Source organism: Paenibacillus germinis (assembly GCF_013141785.1).
Lineage (GTDB): Bacteria > Bacillota > Bacilli > Paenibacillales > NBRC-103111 > Paenibacillus_E > Paenibacillus_E phytorum.
Map to the genome: position 1 here is coordinate 38,236 of NZ_WHOC01000089.1, position 20,784 is coordinate 59,019.

A 20,784-nucleotide genomic window follows, 5' to 3' on the forward strand; every position below is an offset into this window, starting at 1 on the left:
TCTTCGAATAATGGATCTTATACCCTAACGGCTTCCATTTGTTTTCTGATTTTATCCGCATACAATTCAATGATTAACAGTACGTTCCGAATAATATGAAAAGGATCTTTTACCGGTAGAGCAACCACTTTCTCCAGGGGAAAGCCTTTACGGTCTAGAATCTGAATCCACTCACCGATTTGCTTATCTGAATTTGGGAATTTCTCAAAAACGTACTGCTGTGTTTTTTCGTACAAGGTAACAAACTCTTTATCCTTAGAAAGCTCATAAGCCAATAAAGAACAGTATAATGCTTCCGAATGAGGCCACCACAGTTTAGAATCCCACGTGTCCAGGATTAAGGCTTCATATGTGTCCCCGGTTTCAAATCCTTTAGGCTTACCGCCCTCGCGATCCACAAAACGCAGCAGACCACCCTCATTAGAATCCCAGCCTAATTCATAGGCTTTCTTAATAACGGGAATGACTTTATCTATAAGATCCGCTCTGTTTAACTTGGCTGCCGTGTTCATAATAAACCACATGCATTCTAGGGTATGTCCAGGGTTTACGTGTCGGCATAGAACAGAGTCGGGGACTACTCCTTGAATGGGAAGGATCTCAGCAATCCGATGATCCGACATTGCGAACTCTCCCATAATCTGTTCCATATATAAGAGACAGTTATCCCTCATGCTACCATACTGAGGATGATCCATCGCTTCCAGAGTATCCATCAGTTGTTGAGATACATTTAATAAAATCATCGGCACAGAATGGGCTTTAAACCCTTCAGGAATGGGATACGGTTCACTACGAACATCGCTTGTTTGAAGTCTTTGTCTGACACGGTTGTAGAGTTGCAAAGCATCTTCCACAATATCGACTCGTCGACTTACGCGCCCAAACTCCGCAAATCCTAATACAACAAAACAGTCTGCATAGAAGCTCGTATCGTACCCTGCACCTGGAATGCTTTCTTTCTTGTCTCCAGACTCCGTTATTAGAAAGGCACAGTTTCCGCTTTCCATGATGGCATACTTCTTTAGAAAATGGACAGTTTTCTCGGCTTGATCCAAATAATCAACAGCATTTCCCCGCAGTATCCCTTGGCTAATCATGGATGCTATTCTTGCCCATAACCATACAAATCTGCCTTGAGACCACGTGTACTTGTCTGTACTGATCGATTCTGTTCCCGCATTGTTAAAGCATGTGAAGACGCCACCGTTTTTCTTGTCTAAAGCTCGATTCCAAAAAGGCAGCAAATCTTGAACCAAATGTTGTTCATAAAATTTAAGTAATGCCACATTATCTAGCTCGTCATCAGCGAAAATCATGGATATCCCCCTAAATATTATGTTCTATCCGGTTAACAGGCTGTGATCGTCAATCCTAAGGCTAGCCATCTCTCTACGAGTTTATATTTAACATTATTGTAATATAATTACATCTTTTCGCAAACGAAGTCCTCCTCATAACAGCAGAATTAATGCCGAATGCGCCTTCGTCTGTTATTTACTTGTATTTAGGATATTGAATCAGAGTCCCCATAGTCGAAGATGATATCGAGTAATTCTTGTAGGCCTCCGCAGCTTGCTCAATTGGGTATATACCACTGATCAGATGCTGTACGCTAATACGTTTCTCTGCCAGCAGTCGTATATATTCCCGAGTATTTCGTCCTTCTGTCCATCTCACATACCCGATTGGATAATCCTTGTTATCCTGCTCGTACTGCTTGTCATACCGTCCGGGGCCACCTGCTCGGGATATAAGCACCTGGGCTTCCTTTCGGAACATCTTATTTCTTGAAAAATTCGTGGATATATCTCCAACAATAATGATTTTCCCTCTATCGCGAATCCAGTCCAATGAGCTGTTAATCAACGACTCTCCATCTCCGCTTGCACATAATAGAACGCTATCTGCACCAATCCCTTCGGTTGCTGCCCATAGTCCTGCCTCCAGATCTGCTTGACTGACATAGGCATGGCGGAAGCCGCTTTGTCTTAGAATGGCAACACGGTCGGCATTCAAATCATAACCAAGGGTTGTATAAGCGGCAGCGGCAGCAATCTGGGCACTAATGTTACCCAAGATACCCAAACCGACGATGATCAATGACTCGCCGAATCTCAGATCGGCTATCCGTAACGCGTGAATGGCGATTGCCCCTAATCCAGCGAAGGCGGCCTCTTCCGGACTGACATGCTCGGGAACGAGCGCGGTCAGGTTAACAGGAACGGATAATACCTCCGCATGCCGAACATAAGGAGCTCCATAGCAGGCAACCCGTTGTCCTATCTTCAGCTCCGTTACATCGTCAGCCACCTGCTCAATGATACCAACCGCACTGTAACCTATTGCTAGCGGGTTATCCGCTGATTTCTTAGCCATACTCAGCTCAGTTCCTGGACTGATCGCTGAATATTCGGTACGTATCCGTACATGCCCTGCAAGGAGCTTAGGCTCGTCAGCATGTATCCAACCAATGGTCCCCTTTTGAGCGGCAACGGCTTTCATTATGATCTCCTCCTGAGGGAACGGGAAGTTAAGCCAAGATATTTTTACGATAGTCGCTTGGCGAAATCCCATGATATTTTTTAAATGTGCTCGTAAATGTAGATGAATTTAAATAACCGGTTTTTTCACCGATTTCAGCAACCGACAGCTCCGTCTTCTTCAACAGCTCTTTAGCATGAGACAAACGTACTCGATTTAAATATTCTACAAAATTAATATCGAATGTTTTTTTAAAATAACTCGAAAAATATTTAGGAGACGTCTCAAGCATTTCTGCCATATGGTCTAAATGTAAGTTTTTCATATAATTAAGCTCTATATAGGTAGCAATAGACGTTGGATTCAATTTGCTTTTTTGTTCGGTCTTATTGTGTTCCATGATGACTCTGATTGCTTGAACGAGTGCGCCCCGGATGCTCTCATAGCTGAAGGCGGCTTCTACCTTTTGGTTAAATTCCAGTTCCAGCGCAAGAATGTCCTTCGATTCAAAGTCACTCGTATCCAGATGCTTTACCATATAATAGAAGATGGTTTTGGCAATCGGCATCAGCTGATAGTGATGGATTTGGCGTTCCACATTCGTAGTAAAAACATGATCAATAATTTGAATACATTCGGCTTCATTGCCGCTCACAAGAAAATTAGATGCCCTCTCGATTTCGTCAAGCGGTACATAGACTTTCCAGGTATATCTGATCGCTTGAAAATCGGTAACTAGATCGTCTGCATGGATGTTGCGATACAGCAAGCATTCAGTTAGATCCCGATAGGCTTTATGACAGTTCACTGTTTTGGATGAATAGAGCCGACTGATTCCAGTCAACATAGAACTGCATAACCAACCATCCTCTTGTACCTGTTTCACAAAACTCTTCAATTGTTTAACGACATGCTCACGATCAGAAGGATGATGAATCGCAATTACCGCGATAAACCTCATGTTAGTCATATGAAAAACAAAGGTCTTTCCCACTCTTTCCTCTAGCCCCGTCTGGATGGCGTGAACAAATTCTTCGATCTGAAGCATCTCGGTCTGCTCACTGTTAGGATTAAGCCGCAGCTGAAAGTCTGCCATAAGGAAATATTTGTTTTGGAAAAATTCAGCAAAATATTGCTGCATCCGAAGCTCAGCTTCCTGGGAGCGTGAATCATCATCGAGCGTATTGAGAAAAGCGCTTCTCCTCATTTCCCAGTTGACCCCTGTTAATTGCGCTTTAATGAGTTCATTTTCATCTTGAATCTTAGCTATCCCCGTAAGGATGTTGCGAAAATCGGCGCCTCGCTGGTCCATAACACCCATCAGCTTGAGAATAACTCGTATTGGTTTATACAAATAAAGACTCAGGAAAGCCGACAACAGAACCGCACAGGCAATGGCAATCATAATGATTTGACGGTTCGCATCCGTGACCGATTGCAGATTGGTGAATTCGTATGGCGACTTGTTGATATAAATGAATTCATTAAAATCGGATTTATAAACATTATATTCAAAATCCTTTTTCTTCAGAGTTGCTTCAGGATCTGTCTTAATATTCAGATCGTTTAACACTTCAACGAGATTCCAGCTTTCTTCCGTATTCAGGAACATATTGCGATTCTCATCCATCACGATTAAAGTGCTTCCCTGCATCATAGCCGCTTGATTGACATGCTGCAGCAGCTTATTCACATTCAAAAAGATCAATATGTTCTGGTTATAGGTTTTATTGTTGCCGGTTAAGACAATAAGTTTCCTTTTCCCTTCACTGTCTGAGCCAGACCCGCTGTACCACTGAGCAGGAAATACCTGAAGCGGATGTGGTTTACTCATAAGGGTCTTCCAAAAATCAGCATTGTACGTTATATTATTAAACTTTTTTCGAAACAGCTCCTCCAGTGAAATTGTCCCCGCAGAGGTGACAGCAATGTCGAAATTATTATGGAATACGACGATCTCTTCGATATATTCATTAGAGGATATGAACGGGCGAATATCTTTGTACAACTTAGAGGCTTCACTGAAATCGACAGAATCACCTTCGAATGAACCCCATATATTGTTAGATGACTGCACCATATAAATAATATCGTTGATATCCTTGAAGACGTCGTCAAAGGAGCGTATCAGGTTTTTAACAACGAGCTTATTGTTTTCGCTAACCTGATGATAAATACTCGAAAGCGAGTTCTTGTACACCAAATAATTCGATACAAACATAATGGTCACTACCAATAGTAAAGCAGAAAAAATCTGCAGAAAACCTTTGTTCGCAACCATTTTCCATTTCGTCTTCATAGCTGCCCCACCCCACTAAAGTCACAGGGATATCCATTCGTCTGTGTTCAAGTCATATTCGACAAAGAATGGCCTACCCCTTCTCTGAACCGAGCATGATACCCTTAGCAAAATATTTTTGAGCGAATGGGTAAATCAGCAGTACAGGTATCATGGAGATGAAGATGGTAGCATTCTTCAGCGCCTGCGGAGCCAATGCAACCTGATCGACTAAACCAGTTCCTTTGGTGGTGTCAAAAAACAGCATATCCCTCAGGACAACCTGCAGCGGATACAGCTTGGCATCGTTTAAGTAGATCATCGGAATAAAGAAACTGTTCCAATGTCCCATGAAATAAAACAATCCAATAGACGCGAGTGCTGGCTTCGACAGAGGAATGATAATACTAAACAAAATCCGATACTCCGAAGCGCCGTCGATTACGGCAGATTCACGAAGAGAGCTTGACATAGCCTCGTAAAAACTTTTTAGAATTAACAGCTCAATCGTCCAGATTGCATTAGGTAAAACCAACGCCCACATCGAGTCAATAAGATGCAGCTGCTGTACGATTAGATAAGAAGGGATGATACCTCCTGAGAGAAACATGGTCAGCACGATGGCGATCATGAAATATTTTCTGCCGAAAAATCCAGGTCTGGATAAAGGATATGCGGCGACAGATGTCATCAATAGATTGATCCCCGTGCCCACAACGGTATAAATAATAGTGTTCATATAAGCTCTGGGAATACGAGGGCTTTCCAGAATGTTCTTGTAGGCATCCAGGTTAAAACCTTTGGGCCATAAAAACACTTTGTTTTGCACGATATAGACCGTATCACTGAAAGAGATAGCTACGATATAAACAACCGGATAAACAGTCACTATGGCGACTAGAGTTAGAACTACGGTAAGAATAATATCGAAGAGGGTCCATCTTGACTCTAATGATTTTGTTTTTACCATAGTCCCTTCCCTCCTGCCCTTCTACTCACGGTGTTGGAAATCAGCAGCATAATTAGAGCCACTATGGCTTCAAAAAAGCCTACCGCCGCTGCATAGCTGTAGTTCGTTTCCAACAACCCTTTCCGGTATACATAGGTGGAGAATACATCGGCTACCTCATAGGTCATTGGGTTGTAGAGCAAAAGCACCTTCTCATACCCGATTCTGAATATGGAGCCACTTTTGATAATGAACAAAATAAGAATGGTCGGCATGATACTGGGTATCGTGATGTAGCGCATCATTTGGAAACGCTTCGCGCCATCCACTTTGGCTGCCTCGTACAGGGTAGGATCAATACTGGCGACCGCAGCTAGATAAATAATCGCTTCATAGCCCATATGCTGCCAAATCTCGGTGGAGATGAAGATGGTACGGAACCATTCAGGTGCAGCCAAGAAGTATACACCATTGAAGCCCATGGCTTTAAGAACTTGATTGACTACTCCGTTGGTAGGCGAAAGAAAGTCAACAATCATACTGGTGACGATAACTACAGATAAAAAAGCGGGAAGATAACTGAAGGTCTGTACCATCTTTTTGAATCTTATGAATCGGGATTCATTCAGTAATAGGGCAAACATAATCGGGAATGGAAATGCCCACAGCATCGTGAACACACCTAATAAAAATGTATTCTTAAATAATAACCAAAAGTCAGGACTGTCAAAAAATCGTTGGAAATGCTTCAATCCGACCCAATCACTTTTCATAATCCCTTCGTATACACTGTAATCTTTGAAGGCAATAATCAAGCCATATAACGGGCCATAACGGAACAAAATATAAAAGATGATACAAGGGATAAATAGAATAAGCAGTTGCCGATCACGCTTGATATGTTTCAACATTGAAGCGAAGCGAGACATGGGAGCACGGTCGGTCTGTTTGGGTACGAGCTCTGTTGATGTTGACTGCAATGGACTTTCCTCCCATCTCAATATTGTAAGAATAGGGCACCCGGATATAGACACATCCAGGTGCCGCTGGCTCATCACATGATTGGCTTAATTATTTGGCTTCATTGAAACGTTTTTGTGCAGCGTTGTACGCATCGATGTATTTGGACGCACCCAGCTTTTCAGCATTTTGCTGCCATTCTTTCCACTGGCTTTCTCCAAATTCTTTCTTAATTACGTATTTGGTATTGAATTCATTAGAGGCTTTCTCAAGCTGCACTCTAAACTCAGCCAAAATTTTTGTTTCTTCGTCTGTAAATTTCAAAACGGGATCTGCCACTTCAAACTTGTTATTTTTAAGAATCTTATCCTGTGCTTCCTTCTCTTTTTCCGTAAAGTTGTAATAAACGCTGCTTTTGTTAGGACGCAGATACATGACTTCCAGCCACATGCCGTATTTTTTCTCAAGAACCTTAATGTCTACAAGTGGAAGTTCCTTCAGTTCAGGATACACGGGCTTGCCGTTCTCCATCTTGTAGGTTTCACCTTCTATCCCCATTGTTACAAGGGAAGACCCGGATGGACTGGTCAAATAATCAAGAAGCTTGAGTGCGGCTTCTTTTTTATCATTGTTGGATACCACAATACCGAATTGGTCAATTTTGGGCAGTGTGCGGATATTCCCTGTAGGACCTACAGGATTTCCATAACGTAGATTGTAATCTGGATTTTGTGATTTCACTTGATTCGCGAACGAATCCAATCTTCCAATCCAGTCGAAGGTAACAAACGATTTGTTATTCGTTGTCATTTTTGCTGTCCAAGAAGCATCTGTATCCGTAATGAATTCTGGATCCATAAGTCCTTCGTTGTAAAGCTTTTTCATAAAATCAAGCATCTCTTTAAATTCCGGTTGGGTATACGCAAGCTTCCAGGTCTTTGCTTTCTCGTCGAAATAAGCCGGATAACTTACTCCGCCCACTCCCCAGCCATAAGTCCAATCCTTGAAAATAACTTCCTTCGTTTTGGAAGCGTAAGGATAGGAGTCGGGATATGCTGCTTTCAGCTTTTTAAGCGCTTGGTAAAATTCTTCGTTATTCGTCCATTCTTTGATTCCAAGTTTATCAAATACATCCTTACGGTAAAGGAATCCGTGGTTCACATCACGCTGTAACCCGTAGACCGGCCAAGTATATAAATTATTTTTGTCATCGGACCATGATTTCATGACCCAATTGTTATCTTTATCATCCACATAAAGTTTTTTGAAGTTAGGAAGTTTATCCAGGTATTGGTTAATCGGTACTAAGGCTCCCTGTCCGCCCATCTTGTTCAGCTCTGGTATCGTTTGTGAGTGGAAAATATCAGGAAGCTTACCGGAGGCAAGTACAACTTTGAGCTTGTCCTTGTAGCTCTGAGAGGAATAAGCCTGAACCTCTACTTTAATACCTGTACGCTTCTCAATTTCTTTGATGACCATCGAATCTTGTAAGTTGGTATTTTCGCTAACCAGCATCCATGTAAGCGTTGTCGGTTTATCTACAATAGGAAGCTTGATTCCTCCTGTATCACCATATTGTTGGGGATTAGCCGAAGCACTTGCACTTGGTGTAGTAGAAGCATTTCCTGCATTTCCACCATTTCCCGCTCCACACCCTGCGAGAAGTGAACCTGCTAGGGTAAGAGATGAGAGTGCTACTAAAAGCTTTCGAGACATTTTTTTTCCTCCCTTTTTATGTTTAAGACTTGTGCTATCGCCGCTCTAATCTGGTTGGTAGGGGCTTGTAGTAGGATCGACACCAGCACTAACCCCATTATAGGAGACTTACAACAAGAGTAAATTAACCGTTTTCATTAAATTTCGTTATTTTTTATTTCGTCCAGAAATTTCCCGAAAAACCTTATAGATTAAGGATTTTTTCAGTGTGGAAAATGAACAACAGGTGGAAAATGATCAAATTTAACATGCTGATGATACACGCGAAAATGTCCTCATTTAGCTTTTTCTACAATTCCTAGTGCACTATTAATCTACATTTTACTGCTGGATTGTGAGTATCTTTTAATATCCTCAATCATCAAATGTGGCTGTGTCCAATCATCCGCTTCTGGATCTTCGAGTCTGAATATTTCCGAATGGCCCTCCGTGAAATAATTTAATTATAGTACGACAATGCCAACAGGAAATCTATGCATTTTATTCTTAAATATCAAATATAGTTAAACTTTATTACAGTTAGGTTTCAACTCGCATATTATCTAATATGGAAATTATGAAACAAATAAAGGAGGCCCTAATGGCCTCCTTTATTTGTTTCAAGCATACTAAGATTTAGAAACAGCTACCTCACTTGTCATTATCACAAACGGGTCCTCCGTTGATGAATCATCAATTTCACCTAGTAGTTTCGTAAGGCCTCCAAATTCTAACTCCATGAATTTTTTTGTTGCGGCCTCACGTCTCAAATCCCAAATACATTCATGTAATTCGCACTCAATTGGTACATCTAATCGTATCCGAGCTAAATCCCTTGATAGATGTAACATTTCCAAATTTTCTTTAATTTTGTTTTTAATGCTTTTTGGGAGAAGTTCAATATTTTCAAGACAACCTTCAATTGATTTATACTCAGCTAGTAACTTTTGTGCAGTTTTCTCTCCTATGCCTTTAACCCCTGGATAATTATCAGCAGTATCCCCCATGAATCCTTTCAAATCGATAATCTGCAAAGGTGTTAATTGCTTTTCGGAATAAAGCGTCTCGAGGTCATAAATAGAGTAATTTAATTTACCTTTTTTCATTATTATGACTTTTACTCGTTCAGTAATTAACTGAAGCATATCATGATCCCCAGTTAATATAAATACCTCAGAATCATTCTGAAGACTATTTGATAGAGTTCCAATACAATCGTCAGCTTCGTAGCCTACTAAGCCGATATTGGGGATCCCCATTTCTGCAACGACTTCTTTTACCAAATCAAACTGCGGCAAAAGCTCAAGAGGAGCTTCCGCACGATTTTGTTTATATTCGCTATAATTCTCATTTCGAAAAGTGCTACTACCCATATCCCAACAACAAATTACATGCGTTGGGTTAAAAGTGTTAATAGCATCAAAAAAATATTGAATAAATCCATATACAGCATTTGTTGGCAATCCATAGCTAGTTTTTCGAATATAACCTGAGTAAGAAGTCGCATAAAACGCTCTGAAAAGTATAGCCATTCCGTCAACTAAAAGCACTCTTTTTTTAATTTCATCATTCAACCTAAATCTCCCCAATCCAAACTTTATTTATTGCTGCCTCGGAATATTAAATACCCATGGAATTGAAAATTTATCCAAACTATAAAACAATAATATTAAACCTTTTGCAAATGCTCAATCATTTTCCTTAGCAAAATTATGAGTCATTTTCGATGTTTCGGACAAAATAATCGCTCCTATTCTATAAATCATAACGTATAAGTTCTACCAGTAGTATAGCATGGGAACGGTTGTTCAGGACACAAAAAACCACTACTAGTAAAAGGTACCAGCAGCGGTTTTCCATTATTTATTCGTTTTTAACGGCTCGTATGCCATTTAATTTCTTGAATAAATTCAGTCACGGATTCTTGCAGTCGATCTGCAATTTCGTCGTCCAATATGGCTTGTCCTTGATCGCCCCATGTTACTTGTTTATCGAGCACGTAAACCCCTTGCAGAATGTTCTGCGCGCCTAATGCAGACAGCACCGGTTTTAAAGCGTAATCGATAGCTAGCAAGTGAGATATCGTCCCTCCAACGGCTAACGGAAGCACGACTTTACGATCGAGGCCTTTTTGCGGGAGCAGGTCGAGGAAAGCTTTTAATACGCCTGTGTAAGAGGCTTTATAAACCGGCGTAGCGACGAATACGGCATCTGCCTCGGCAACATGCGCGTTCGCTTTCACAATAGCTTCGCTGTCAAATTTGGCATATAACAAATCCTCAGCCGGGATGTCGCGTACCTTAATCCATTCCACTTCCAAGCCCGCTTTCAATAGTTCACTTTTTGCCACTTCGATAACGCCATGCAAACGGGACGTAGGTGTTGGACTTCCAGAAATAATAACAACTTTAGCCATTTGATTCACTCTCCATTAGGGTTTGGATGAAAAAAAGACTCCGCTGCCTTTGCTCTGTACAAAGTGGGAGTCTCCTGTTGTTGGGTCGACTTTATTAATTCATAGTAATTTACTTGGGTTTATATTACCATTGCCTTTTATGAACGTCAATACTTTTTGTTTAAAAGAAATTCCATCCCGGCAGCCACCGGAGGAAGAAGGAATATTTGGATGGAATGATCATCCCCGAAAGAATCGGATAGAAGAGAACAAACAGAACGAATACGGCAATTAAATATCCGTAGACCCATCTTTTCTTATGAAGCGGTCCTTCTTCTAAATACTCTTTGATGTAATAGGTCAAGATCAGTACAAGGAATGGCACCATCGCGAAATAGTGATAAATAAATGTGAGCCTTGGTACTAAAATCCATGGTAAATACTGCGAGCAGTACGCGATTAGCAGCATCCGCAGTAACTTATCCTTACGTGTAACTGCTACATAAAACGAAAGAATGACGGCAATGAAGCCCGGCCACCATACTAGCGGATTCCCGAACGAGACGATGCTCGAAATCATGCCTTGCGGCATGAGCTTAGCTTGATAATACCATATCGGGCGGAGCATCATCGGCCACTCCCACCATGGGGAAGAGAAAGGATGCGTTGCGACCAAATCTTTATGATATTTGTACATGTGAACCTGATAGGTGACCACATCCTTCAGATTGTGCCCCGGTCCGGGAACCATCATGAACGGAATATAGGATAACGTATATACACCTAGCGGTACAATGACAAATGTGAGTACGCACCACAGTAAAGTAAGCAGCGTGTTTCGAATGAAAAGCTTCTCTACAAGCTGCAGTCGGCTGCGCTCCGGTTCTGTAAGTGGAGGCTCATTCTCCGCCTCCCGCAGCAAACTTCGTGCGAATCGATATTCACTGAACCGCTCTAATAAGGATAATAGCAGCAGTACCGCAAGTCCTGCACCGCCATAGATAACAATCCACTTGGATGCAGCTCCAATTCCGAAGAAAAGACCTGATAGCCCTAAGGGGATTAACGTAGTCCAAAGCTTTTCCCTATAAAAGCTAAGCGTTGTGTAACGATACATGAAATAGAACATCAGCATGATGAAGAATACGCCGTAAACATCTATCGTCGCAATTCGCGTCTGCGCAAAGTGCATGAAATCAAAGGTAAGCAGGAAAGCAGCGATAAAGGCATATTCTGAACGCCCGAACATTCGCTTAGCGAACACATACATGATTGGAATCATACCGACGCCGAACAGCGTTCCGATGATTCTCCAGCCAAACGGATTCAATCCAAACACATAAATGCCAATCGACATTAGAACTTTACCCAGCGGTGGATGCGTGCTTTCATAGGGCTCTATTTGATGAAGATGCTCATAGGCAGTTCTAGCATGATAGATCTCATCAAAGTACGCCCCATTCATATAGGTAGGCGTGTAAGGTACTGTAGCAGATTCATCGAACAAATTAGCTGTCGCACCTTCATCAGCCGCGTTTACATCTTGTTCCGATACCTTAGCAATCGGCAAAATAGCCGTGTTGCCATCTCCGAAAATACCAACTTCATGAAGATGCAGCGCCGCTCCTTCCTGCGTATCCATGACCATTTTAACGTAACGCGCATCTTTCTTAGGCTCGACTGTGTTCCAAGTGAATACCTTGGTGTGGTCGGATTTCACCGATATTTGATCCTGCCACTGCGTACCGTCCTGTGAAAACCAGAACGAATATGCCCCTTCACCTACACCTGCAAAGGTGTTAATTCTCGTAATGTTGTGCGAGCTGCCAAGGTCAGCAATGACCGCTTCTCCTGCGCTTGTTGGCTTCCAGAACGTTGTAGGAGCCTTATGCCCACCTAGATGGAACAAAGCAATGATCGTGTAAACCAACACTAAAGCGCCAAGATAAAGCGCATCCTTTTTCGTGAAAAAACGTCCCCTTGTGCTTCTTTCTACCTCATCCCTACTTGGTTTAAAAATCGCATTCCACCGTTCGGATTCTGTGTGAATTTCTTGCTCGGTTGGCAGCGGAACTAGCGGAACTGGCTCCTCCACCTTCTGTTCTTGTTGTGATTCCACGAAAAGCCTCCATCCCAATAAACATGCATAGGCAAACATCATAACATTGATGGCCGAAACGACCAACATCAAAGGATCATATCGCGGAATGTGATAATCCTGATGAAAACTGCGTAACAGCACATCGGCGATATTAATAAAATGAGTGATGCTAAAACCAATAAAGAGTCCTAGAATCCGGCGATCTTTTATGTAAATGAAGCTGGTTAGCGCTAGCAATAACCCATAGTGCAAATAGCGCTCGTGCATTTTGGTCATACATATGAAAACGGCCGTGATAAATAAGAAAGCCACATACAGTAAGGCGCCACGCTGTCCTTTGCTGCGAACATATAAATAGCAAACATAGACGATGGATAGCACCATAAGCACCCACCCAATCAATTGGTAAGAGATGTGCAGGATACTGCTATTCATATCGATAAAATTGCCACCTAAGAGTGCCATAAGATTGAACGCGTTCAAGGAGGCATACGGATATGAAGATAAGGTGCCTGAGTATAGAGCGATCAACCAGCCATACCCTCTGCCAACGGCAAAAGGGAGTGAAATCACGGCCATCGTTGCAGCTCCGCTTAGAACACTCAACAACAATACCATCATGCTGCGCTTTCGTAAAACGTCGATAAGCAGAAAAATACCGAAAAGAAGTGCCTGTGGCTTAAGAAGGAGAGCTAGTGCTATAAATACCGCGGCTTGTGGGAGTTTCCCCCGCTGTTGTAGTAACAAAGTTGCAAGAATAAATAACATAAAAAAGGAGTCAACCTGTCCCCATATCGCGGAGTTCGACCAAATCGCTGGATTGAAGGCAAATAAAGCAGCAATTAGAATGCCTTGTATCCATGTCCGTGCCCCGCCTCTACGACTAACCGCTAGCTGAAACAAGAGGTAAACCGTGACTAGGTCAGCCAGGATGGCAGGAAGCTTCAGAATGACCAGTGACCCTGCACTCTCCCAGGGGATCGACAGCTTGTGGTGCAGTAAGCCAACGAGATACAAGACATACATGTACCCAGGAGGATAATCGAGAAAGTAGTCTTTGGCGTTCGTGTACAATCCGGATAAACCTACTGAATATGCGCGATCTGCCCACGCTAGGAACGTTCGTACATCAGTATCATAGCCCACCCAGAGGGGAGCTAGATATAATCTTAGTAATAACGCGGTTAATAGCAGTAAACCCAGAAGAAAGAATTTATGGGGAGCCCCCCACAATTGCTTGAACCAGCTTACCATGTCACAGCTCCTTAGATTTAGACTACTACCATTATACCCGTCCACTCTCTTGCAGAAAAGGAAAAAAGCACCGACCGGAAATAGGTCAGTGCTTGGGTTCAAGCTTTTCGATGCGCTCGCAAATTTCATGCAGCCAATCATAGTCTCCAGTGAGCGAAGCACAGAGCGATAAATTTTCCAGCTTCAAACGGTTCCATACATATGTCGCGTTAGCTTCCATACACAGCAGTAATTCATCTTGCTCTGCACGTGTTAACTCTCGCGCTCTGCGTAATGTCCATAACTCCGCCATACGTTGATGAACGGCCAACATGGTCTGGGATACCCTCCTGCTAGTTAAGTAGCTACATTATGCAGTATGGTCAAAAATGGGAAGACTGAAACAATATGTGCAGCATCTTGATCATCTGGTCCAGCTTGGCATTACGGCAATTTATTTTACGCCATTTTTTGATTTAATTCCTGCCGCAAGCAACCTCTATTGAATGGTTGTGCCTTGATATGGGAATTGCGTTGAATAATTAGAAAACTGTTGAAAGGCTTGATCCAGTTTCGTTTGTTCTTCGGCCTCTAATTTGTAGTGCCCTTTTCTGAACATCATTTCAAATAGTTCATATTGACATTGATGTGTCTCGTTCAAAATCGTCATAATATCCTGGTGTAGGGAAGTGTGACTTGCTTCTCTGGCAGATACGTTAAAGCTATCCGTTAAGTATTTTTCCGTCGCCAAAATATCGTTTACCCGGTCACGATCATTCAATTCGGGACCTTTGACTTGCGGCTCATTGGCAGGTTTAGGATTCTTGATGACTTGTGGATTCTGATTCATATACGATCCTCCTTCATTGTTGCGTTTGAGGAACTTTTTTCATTTCCTCTGTATTATTGTTTTGCAGGTGTTTTAATAAGAGCATGTAATGTTTTTGATGCATTTGACCGGCCTTATCAATCAATTGTCTAATTTCTGAATCCGAGCACTCCTGTGCAAAATGGCGGCATTTTTTCATAGCTAAGAGCTCCCACGATAATTGGTCCTTTAAATACTGAGAGTCCTTGGTTGTAATTACCTGAGGTGGTACCTGCATAATGGCGTTTTGTTGTTGTTCTTGTTGAGTTTGCATGTTGTCTCCTTTGTTTTTTCGAGATTACGTATAGCATGTACATATTAATAAATTTTTATGACAAAGTTTGGATAATCAGGGAATGTTGTGTTTTGTACAACATTATTCAAGCTAATCAGCTCTATCCTAGGAGAATGTTGCAGGAAATACAACAATTACCCCAAAAATGTGCCGATTTGGATGAAAAATGGTTTAATTCTTGTACATAATACAACATCTTCGATTTTCCGGGAAAATATCAAGGAAATTGTTGTACGCCGTACAACTTCCAGGCAAACAAGCAGGAAAAATCAGTCACATTTGCATTCATTCTCCCCCCGCGTCCCTTAAACAAAAAAAAGACAAATGAGATCAATCTCTCATTTGTCTTTTTGCCTGCGTTTTATGAAGCTGAAGAAGCCACATCATCCTCATCCGCACTTGCGCTATCCGTGCCTTCAAGGAAGAATTGAACAAGCTTCACATGCTTTTTCAGCGATTTCTCGTGGATCAGATTGATCTTACCATTATCCAACGCGCCAAATACGTAGATCAATTCCTCATTGTCATGCGACCAATCGAAGCCTTCCAGAAGCTGCAAAGAATTCGTCCATTCCTCGTTATACTCACCGTTCGGGAATAAGAAGCGATTAGCATACAGCGCAATACTTTCTTGAATCACACGGTTGGCAGATGTATACTGCGCCAAGCCCGGTTGCTCTGGCATCATCGGCAGGACCGTATTAAAAAATTGGTGCAAAATTTCTACATACGTCGATGGATCGTGGCGAATTTTACGTTGAAGCTCATAGGATGGCTGCATTCTGCCTGAAAAGAGCATCGTCGCTGTCGCATATAACCAGCTGAAACAAGTAAAGTTACGATTGAACGAAGTCAAATTGTTGCGACGCTCAACACCAGCTGCTTTGAGATAGACATTATGATCGACAACCTGTTGTATAACCAGATTTAATGGATCAATGGAATCGAAGGAGTGACCAAGCTCTTTACTCACCAGCTGGACTTTAGAGTTAATGTCGCCGAACAACTGCTGCTCTTCTTCCTCCGTTAAGCCAATATAGATTTGCACAGCAAGCTGTGTTTCCATCAAATCTAGACGTCTTCCCTCAAGCTGATTAATTGTACCTTCTGTTTCCTCAACCTCTTGCCTAATTTCAGTATCCTCTGGAAACTTCCGTTGTTTGATCTTTAGCACGACTAATTTTTTCTCATACCGTCTAACTTCCTTTTGCATCTGATCATTCACATAGCCTAGTGCTAGGATACGATGCTGACCGTCCAGAATAGACAGCTTGGAGCCATGCTTCAAAAGGAATTCCTTCTCGCCCTTGGACAGTTGATTCACTTCGCGCAATGACAGCGTAACAGGTCCGAAGAACACATGATCGAGCTCCCGCTCCTGCAAATAGGTGGAGATTTTGCGTCTTTGCATATTACTCAGCTTACGCTGCACCATAGGGTCAATCATCGTATAATTCAACAGATCCTGAACGCGTAAAGCTACAGTTGAAAGTCCGAACTTATCGCAAAAAGGATGAATGGTCATCTTAAGGCGTAATCCTTCCATTAGCTCACGTCCTCCTTGGAATTGTAAGAATCGGCATCGCTGATTAGAAATGCATTCTGATCTTGATAAAAGTTTTTAATATGGTTGTAGGCTTTCATAATGCGAGTCCGTCTCGGCAACCGATCCTTCTCTTCACCCGCATAAATGCTGTTCCAATTCACATGAGGAAGTATTTTCAATACGTGCTCAAGTGCATAGCGATTAAATTTACCTGGTTTCGTAGCTTCTTCATGCATAAACATGGCTAGAGCAATTTGGATATTCTCAGACCATACGATTTCACCCTTAGCTGGCTCGGGCAAGTAATTCAGTAAGCCATTGAAATAGGTTCCCGCCAAGGATACAAGTTCCTGCAGCTCTTTATCCTCATATTGATAGCCATTATTACGCGCTGCTGATTTCATTCTGCCTTCAAACAAAGCAATCAATATTTCAATCAGCAAGTGATAGGAGAACAAATACTCTGGTGACTTCCCGCGTTCAGAGAACATATCTACGGTCAGCTTCTGCATAGCTGGCGCTTTGGCTGCAAGCTCCGACGCAGCAACGTGATAGAATCTGCGCTGATCGCGAAGCACCGCCAGGTTGCCGCCAAGCTTGCGCGGAAGCTTATTAATGTCAGAGAACAACTGACGCTCTTGACGAGCATTAATGTCCAAATAGGTCATGGTTGAGATAGGGAAAGCGTACAAACGGCGCAGCTTCTCTGTGATCTCTTCCATCTTGTCGTACTCACGACGATCCTTGGCACGAGCCATTTGACTTTGTAACGTCTCCATTATACGTTGGAAAGCGGCCAAGCGATGCTGACCATCAACTACATACAATTTCTCAATTGGCTGCAAACGAAGCGCTTGTTGATCTTCGTCATAGTGACCTGCACCTCTTGCCGAGAAAATGATTCCCGGGAAATAAATAGGTTGGCGATCTTCTAAATACAAATTAACGTAATCAATTAGTTTAGAAAGATTACGCGGAATAATCGCACGTTGAACTTCTAAATCTACTTCATAGATTGAAAATAGCTTGCTCATGGGCAGTGTAGCTGCAATTGTCGCTTGCCCAAATGTTTGCCCCAAAATTCCGGGAATTTCTACGAACGATGAAGGCTTCTGCTCAGCTAAAAGCTCCGATAATGAGGAAATGGCATCCATATGCTTACCCCTTTCAACAAATAAGTTTTATTTCATTACGTAAACATCTATATGTCTCTCATTCTCCTATTTTTACCAATATCTCTAATTTTCATTCTAACGTGCGAAGCCAATCTCCTATTCGCTTTGCCGCCTCAAGTAATCGACCCTCTTCTTGTACCAATGCGATTCGCACAAAGCCTTCTCCCTCGGCCCCGAAAGCGTCTCCAGGAATAACGACAACACCAGCATGAAATAACATTTCCCGGGAAATTTGTCGAGATGTCCATCCTTTTGGAATTGGAGCCCAGATAAACATAGTTGCCTTGGGTGGTGGTATGATCCAACCCGCTTCCGCTAGTGCCGAGATCAACACATTTCGTCTTCTTTCATACACATGGGCAACGGAGTGATTATGCTCCATGTCTTCCTCTAATGCTGCAATTCCAGCCGCTTGAATGGCGCTGAATACACCGTAATCGATATTGGATTTCAGCGTTTTAAGAGCATTCACTGCGCTTGCATTTCCGGTTAAAAAAGCGATTCGACAACCTGCCATATTAAAACTTTTTGACAGTGAATGAAACTCGACAGCAACCTCCTTAGCGCCTTCTATCTCCAAAATGCTTATAGGCCGGTAGCCGTCAAAAGCCATTTCGGAGTAGGCAAGATCGTGTACGACAAGCAAGTCGTGCTTCTTGGCATAAGTAATCAAATGCTCAAAGAAAGCGCGATCTGCAACAGCAGACAATGGATTGCTTGGATAGTTAAGCAGGATGAATTTAGCCTTAGCAGCCACGTCTACTGGGATGTCCTCTAATTGGGGTAAAAAGTTGTGTTCTGCGCGCAGCGGCAACAAGTAAGGTTCGACTCCCGCCAGCACGAGACTTGCCGAATATATGGGGTAACCTGGATCAGGGACAATGGCAATGTCCCCAGGATCACAGAGTGAAAGCGCTAAGTGAGCAAGACCATCTTGTGAGCCCATCAGAGTTAATATTTCACTTTCCGGACTCAGCTCCACACCGAATCTATAGCGGTACCATTTGGCAACCGTTTCTCGAAATGCTAAACTTCCTTCAGATGTTGGATACCCGTAATGCGCAGGGTTACGAACGGCTTCAGTAATTGCTTCAATAATTCGATCAGAAGGAGGTAGATCAGGACTTCCTATACCTAAATCTATGACGTCTACCCCTTGGTTCATAACCTCTCTCTTCCAATCTGCTACTTCTGAAAAAATAGCCGATCCTAGTTGACTAAGTCTCTTTGATCCTGTAATTTTCATGGTTTATATCCTCTTTATGATAAATTCACTTCATATCAGTAATTAATAGGGCGAGAACTCTAAAGCGTTAGTCGATAATTCCCACTTGATGAACAAGTCTTATCATATAAAGCAAAAACAAAACGAGCGCAAGATAAGCGATTCCGAATTTCCAACGTGTTTTCGCAGGGACATCATAATAAAGCTCCTGTATCCCTAGAGGTGAGTAATCCACTTTTATTTGTAACCCTAAATAAAAACCATTCTCTTTCTGCATACGTTCCACTTTAATTAACTGAACTCTTTTAATGATGGATTGTTGAGGTAATAAAGCATGGCCCTCGAATCCGATCCCTTGCCAGTACATCACAATGGTTTGTCTACTTTCCGCAGGGCCCTGCAAATCCGAGTAAGTCATATATTCTAGATCTCTTGTGTGATTCTCCCCCGGAATGATATATCCCTGCTGGAGCAAATGATCAGCCCCAAAATCAAACCGAGTGGAAACCGAAAGAAGCTCTTCTCGATTTCTGTATTTCACGTATTTTTTATACAAATCCCAAGCGAACATGGCCCATATCACAAAGAAAATCAATTGACTTACACGGCTATTTATATAATAAATAAATACCAAACCGCCTATTAAACCTAGAATCCATAACCAACGAGTTACTGCTGTAGAAATTCGCCCACCATCTAATGGATGAATAGGGAGTAAATTAATTAAATTTAAATAGAATGCGGCATAGGCAACCGAAACAATGACAGGAGAATCGGTATATACCCCCAAACCAAAAGCGGCAACACCACCAATGGTCCCAAGAATAGGGCCTCCAATTCCAATGAACGCTTCTGTTGCTGCATCGGTAGGATTCTTTTTCATTGTAATCAGTGCTCCAAGAAAAGGAATAAAAACTGGCGCTGACACTGGAAGCCCCTTCATCTTGGCAGCGAAAACATGACCGAGCTCATGTATGAGAATCATCAGAACAATGCCGATCGCAAAGGGCAATGGGGCAAGATAGGCATAAGCCCAAATTGTAATGAACATCGAGATGATGGCTCCGCCAGCTTTACCAAGCTTTAATAAGCCTAAAAGCAATTTCCCTTGTGATAATAGAACAGCTATAAAACCGCCAATGGCTAGTGGTGACTTTTTACCTGCTGGTTTCTTCTTCTCTTCCAACCTAAGATCACCCCTTCGCCCATACTTCGTCATATACTGCTTCCTTGAAGCCCACTGTTACTTTATGACCATCGGTTACGATCGGACGCTTAATCAACCTGCCGTTAGAAGCGAGCAATTCGAGCATTTGCTCTTGCGACATGCTGGGAAGTTTGTCTTTCAGGTTCATCTCTTTATATACTTCTCCGGAAGTATTAAAAAACTTTTTGATTTCCAAACCGCTATCACGAAGCAGCTTAGCCAATTCCTTGGCAGAGGGCGGCGTTTCGAATAAAGGGACATTTTCTGTAATATCTACATGATGCTCTTTCAACCACTTTACGGCACTACGGCATGTTCCGCATTTATCATAACAAAATATTTTTACTCCCATGATGTTTAAAGCTCCTTTAAG

Annotated in this window: 18 protein-coding genes; 1 reads left to right on the forward strand and 17 read right to left on the reverse strand. The window is 42.3% G+C overall.

What is annotated here, in order from left to right; all coding sequences use genetic code 11:
- Positions 1 to 17: 17 nt before the first annotated feature.
- From GC102_RS17965 to GC102_RS18010, 10 genes are all read right to left on the reverse strand, one after another.
- Positions 18 to 1,319, reverse strand: coding sequence for an AGE family epimerase/isomerase (locus GC102_RS17965; protein ID WP_171690763.1), 1,302 nt, complete (start codon positions 1,317 to 1,319; stop codon positions 18 to 20).
- A 178-nt stretch (positions 1,320 to 1,497) separates the two neighbouring features.
- On the reverse strand, positions 1,498 to 2,505 hold the full coding sequence (locus GC102_RS17970) for a zinc-dependent alcohol dehydrogenase (RefSeq protein WP_171690764.1): 1,008 nt from the start codon (positions 2,503 to 2,505) through the stop codon (positions 1,498 to 1,500).
- 28 nt (positions 2,506 to 2,533) lie between these two features.
- A complete protein-coding gene (locus GC102_RS17975; protein ID WP_171690765.1) occupies positions 2,534 to 4,783 on the reverse strand; it encodes a helix-turn-helix transcriptional regulator in 2,250 nt (749 codons plus the stop codon).
- Between the two features lie 73 nt (positions 4,784 to 4,856).
- Positions 4,857 to 5,732 (reverse strand): carbohydrate ABC transporter permease, encoded by an 876-nt coding sequence (locus tag GC102_RS17980; protein WP_171646538.1) that lies wholly within the window; start codon positions 5,730 to 5,732, stop codon positions 4,857 to 4,859.
- Positions 5,726 to 6,691, reverse strand: coding sequence for an ABC transporter permease (locus tag GC102_RS17985; RefSeq protein ID WP_376769382.1), 966 nt, complete (start codon positions 6,689 to 6,691; stop codon positions 5,726 to 5,728). Before GC102_RS17985 ends, GC102_RS17980 begins: the two co-directional genes overlap by 7 nt.
- 91 nt (positions 6,692 to 6,782) lie before the next feature.
- On the reverse strand, positions 6,783 to 8,387 hold the full coding sequence (locus GC102_RS17990) for an extracellular solute-binding protein (RefSeq protein WP_171690766.1): 1,605 nt from the start codon (positions 8,385 to 8,387) through the stop codon (positions 6,783 to 6,785).
- A 608-nt stretch (positions 8,388 to 8,995) separates the two neighbouring features.
- Positions 8,996 to 9,940: a 5'-3' exonuclease gene (locus GC102_RS17995; RefSeq protein WP_171690767.1), complete on the reverse strand. Its 945-nt coding sequence runs from the start codon at positions 9,938 to 9,940 to the stop codon at positions 8,996 to 8,998.
- Between the two features lie 299 nt (positions 9,941 to 10,239).
- On the reverse strand, positions 10,240 to 10,782 hold the full coding sequence (ssuE, locus tag GC102_RS18000; RefSeq protein WP_171690768.1) for an NADPH-dependent FMN reductase: 543 nt from the start codon (positions 10,780 to 10,782) through the stop codon (positions 10,240 to 10,242).
- Positions 10,783 to 10,942: 160 nt separating this feature from the next.
- Positions 10,943 to 14,116, reverse strand: a complete 3,174-nt coding sequence (locus GC102_RS18005; RefSeq protein ID WP_171690769.1) for a glycosyltransferase family 39 protein — start codon at positions 14,114 to 14,116, stop codon at positions 10,943 to 10,945.
- Between the two features lie 85 nt (positions 14,117 to 14,201).
- Positions 14,202 to 14,429: a DUF7667 family protein gene (locus GC102_RS18010; RefSeq protein ID WP_029194101.1), complete on the reverse strand. Its 228-nt coding sequence runs from the start codon at positions 14,427 to 14,429 to the stop codon at positions 14,202 to 14,204.
- 55 nt (positions 14,430 to 14,484) lie between these two features.
- Here GC102_RS18010 and GC102_RS40610 point away from each other — a divergent pair, with 55 nt between their 5' ends.
- The gene (locus tag GC102_RS40610) at positions 14,485 to 14,601 is read left to right on the forward strand and encodes an alpha-amylase family glycosyl hydrolase (protein ID WP_376769383.1); all 117 of its coding nucleotides are present in this window, start codon (positions 14,485 to 14,487) and stop codon (positions 14,599 to 14,601) included.
- Here the strand turns inward: GC102_RS40610 and GC102_RS18015 are convergent.
- The 7 genes from GC102_RS18015 to GC102_RS18045 form a co-directional block, all read right to left on the reverse strand.
- Complete coding sequence (locus tag GC102_RS18015; protein ID WP_029194100.1) at positions 14,595 to 14,945, reverse strand: spore coat protein; 351 nt, start codon at positions 14,943 to 14,945, stop codon at positions 14,595 to 14,597. The genes GC102_RS40610 and GC102_RS18015 overlap by 7 nt on opposite strands.
- Positions 14,946 to 14,958: 13 nt before the next feature.
- Positions 14,959 to 15,237 carry a hypothetical protein gene (locus GC102_RS18020; protein WP_029194099.1) on the reverse strand — a complete coding sequence of 93 codons (279 nt, stop codon included), beginning with the start codon at positions 15,235 to 15,237 and terminating at the stop codon, positions 14,959 to 14,961.
- A gap of 382 nt (positions 15,238 to 15,619) precedes the next feature.
- The gene (locus tag GC102_RS18025; RefSeq protein ID WP_171690770.1) at positions 15,620 to 16,804 is read right to left on the reverse strand and encodes a DNA sulfur modification protein DndB; all 1,185 of its coding nucleotides are present in this window, start codon (positions 16,802 to 16,804) and stop codon (positions 15,620 to 15,622) included.
- Positions 16,804 to 17,958, reverse strand: a complete 1,155-nt coding sequence (locus tag GC102_RS18030) for a DNA sulfur modification protein DndB (RefSeq protein WP_171690771.1) — start codon at positions 17,956 to 17,958, stop codon at positions 16,804 to 16,806. Before GC102_RS18030 ends, GC102_RS18025 begins: the two co-directional genes overlap by 1 nt.
- Positions 17,959 to 18,049: 91 nt before the next feature.
- Positions 18,050 to 19,225, reverse strand: coding sequence for an aminotransferase class I/II-fold pyridoxal phosphate-dependent enzyme (locus tag GC102_RS18035; protein WP_171690772.1), 1,176 nt, complete (start codon positions 19,223 to 19,225; stop codon positions 18,050 to 18,052).
- Between the two features lie 67 nt (positions 19,226 to 19,292).
- Positions 19,293 to 20,390 carry a site-2 protease family protein gene (locus GC102_RS18040; protein ID WP_171690773.1) on the reverse strand — a complete coding sequence of 366 codons (1,098 nt, stop codon included), beginning with the start codon at positions 20,388 to 20,390 and terminating at the stop codon, positions 19,293 to 19,295.
- Between the two features lie 7 nt (positions 20,391 to 20,397).
- Positions 20,398 to 20,763 (reverse strand): arsenate reductase family protein, encoded by a 366-nt coding sequence (locus tag GC102_RS18045; protein ID WP_216628092.1) that lies wholly within the window; start codon positions 20,761 to 20,763, stop codon positions 20,398 to 20,400.
- Between the last annotated feature and the right edge of the window lie 21 nt (positions 20,764 to 20,784).

Coding starts and splice junctions, on each gene's coding strand:
- GC102_RS17975 (WP_171690765.1), bottom strand. CDS start 4,783: ATGAAGACGAAATGGAAAATGGTTGCGAACAAAGGTTTTCTGCAGATT.
- GC102_RS18035 (WP_171690772.1), bottom strand. CDS start 19,225: ATGAAAATTACAGGATCAAAGAGACTTAGTCAACTAGGATCGGCTATT.
- GC102_RS18025 (WP_171690770.1), bottom strand. CDS start 16,804: ATGGAAGGATTACGCCTTAAGATGACCATTCATCCTTTTTGCGATAAG.
- GC102_RS18020 (WP_029194099.1), bottom strand. CDS start 15,237: ATGCAAACTCAACAAGAACAACAACAAAACGCCATTATGCAGGTACCA.
- GC102_RS18045 (WP_216628092.1), bottom strand. CDS start 20,763: ATGGGAGTAAAAATATTTTGTTATGATAAATGCGGAACATGCCGTAGT.
- GC102_RS17965 (WP_171690763.1), bottom strand. CDS start 1,319: ATGATTTTCGCTGATGACGAGCTAGATAATGTGGCATTACTTAAATTT.
- GC102_RS17990 (WP_171690766.1), bottom strand. CDS start 8,387: ATGTCTCGAAAGCTTTTAGTAGCACTCTCATCTCTTACCCTAGCAGGT.
- ssuE (WP_171690768.1), bottom strand. CDS start 10,782: ATGGCTAAAGTTGTTATTATTTCTGGAAGTCCAACACCTACGTCCCGT.
- GC102_RS40610 (WP_376769383.1), top strand. CDS start 14,485: ATGGGAAGACTGAAACAATATGTGCAGCATCTTGATCATCTGGTCCAG.
- GC102_RS18005 (WP_171690769.1), bottom strand. CDS start 14,116: ATGGTAAGCTGGTTCAAGCAATTGTGGGGGGCTCCCCATAAATTCTTT.
- GC102_RS17970 (WP_171690764.1), bottom strand. CDS start 2,505: ATGAAAGCCGTTGCCGCTCAAAAGGGGACCATTGGTTGGATACATGCT.
- GC102_RS18010 (WP_029194101.1), bottom strand. CDS start 14,429: ATGTTGGCCGTTCATCAACGTATGGCGGAGTTATGGACATTACGCAGA.
- GC102_RS18015 (WP_029194100.1), bottom strand. CDS start 14,945: ATGAATCAGAATCCACAAGTCATCAAGAATCCTAAACCTGCCAATGAG.
- GC102_RS17980 (WP_171646538.1), bottom strand. CDS start 5,732: ATGGTAAAAACAAAATCATTAGAGTCAAGATGGACCCTCTTCGATATT.
- GC102_RS18030 (WP_171690771.1), bottom strand. CDS start 17,958: ATGGATGCCATTTCCTCATTATCGGAGCTTTTAGCTGAGCAGAAGCCT.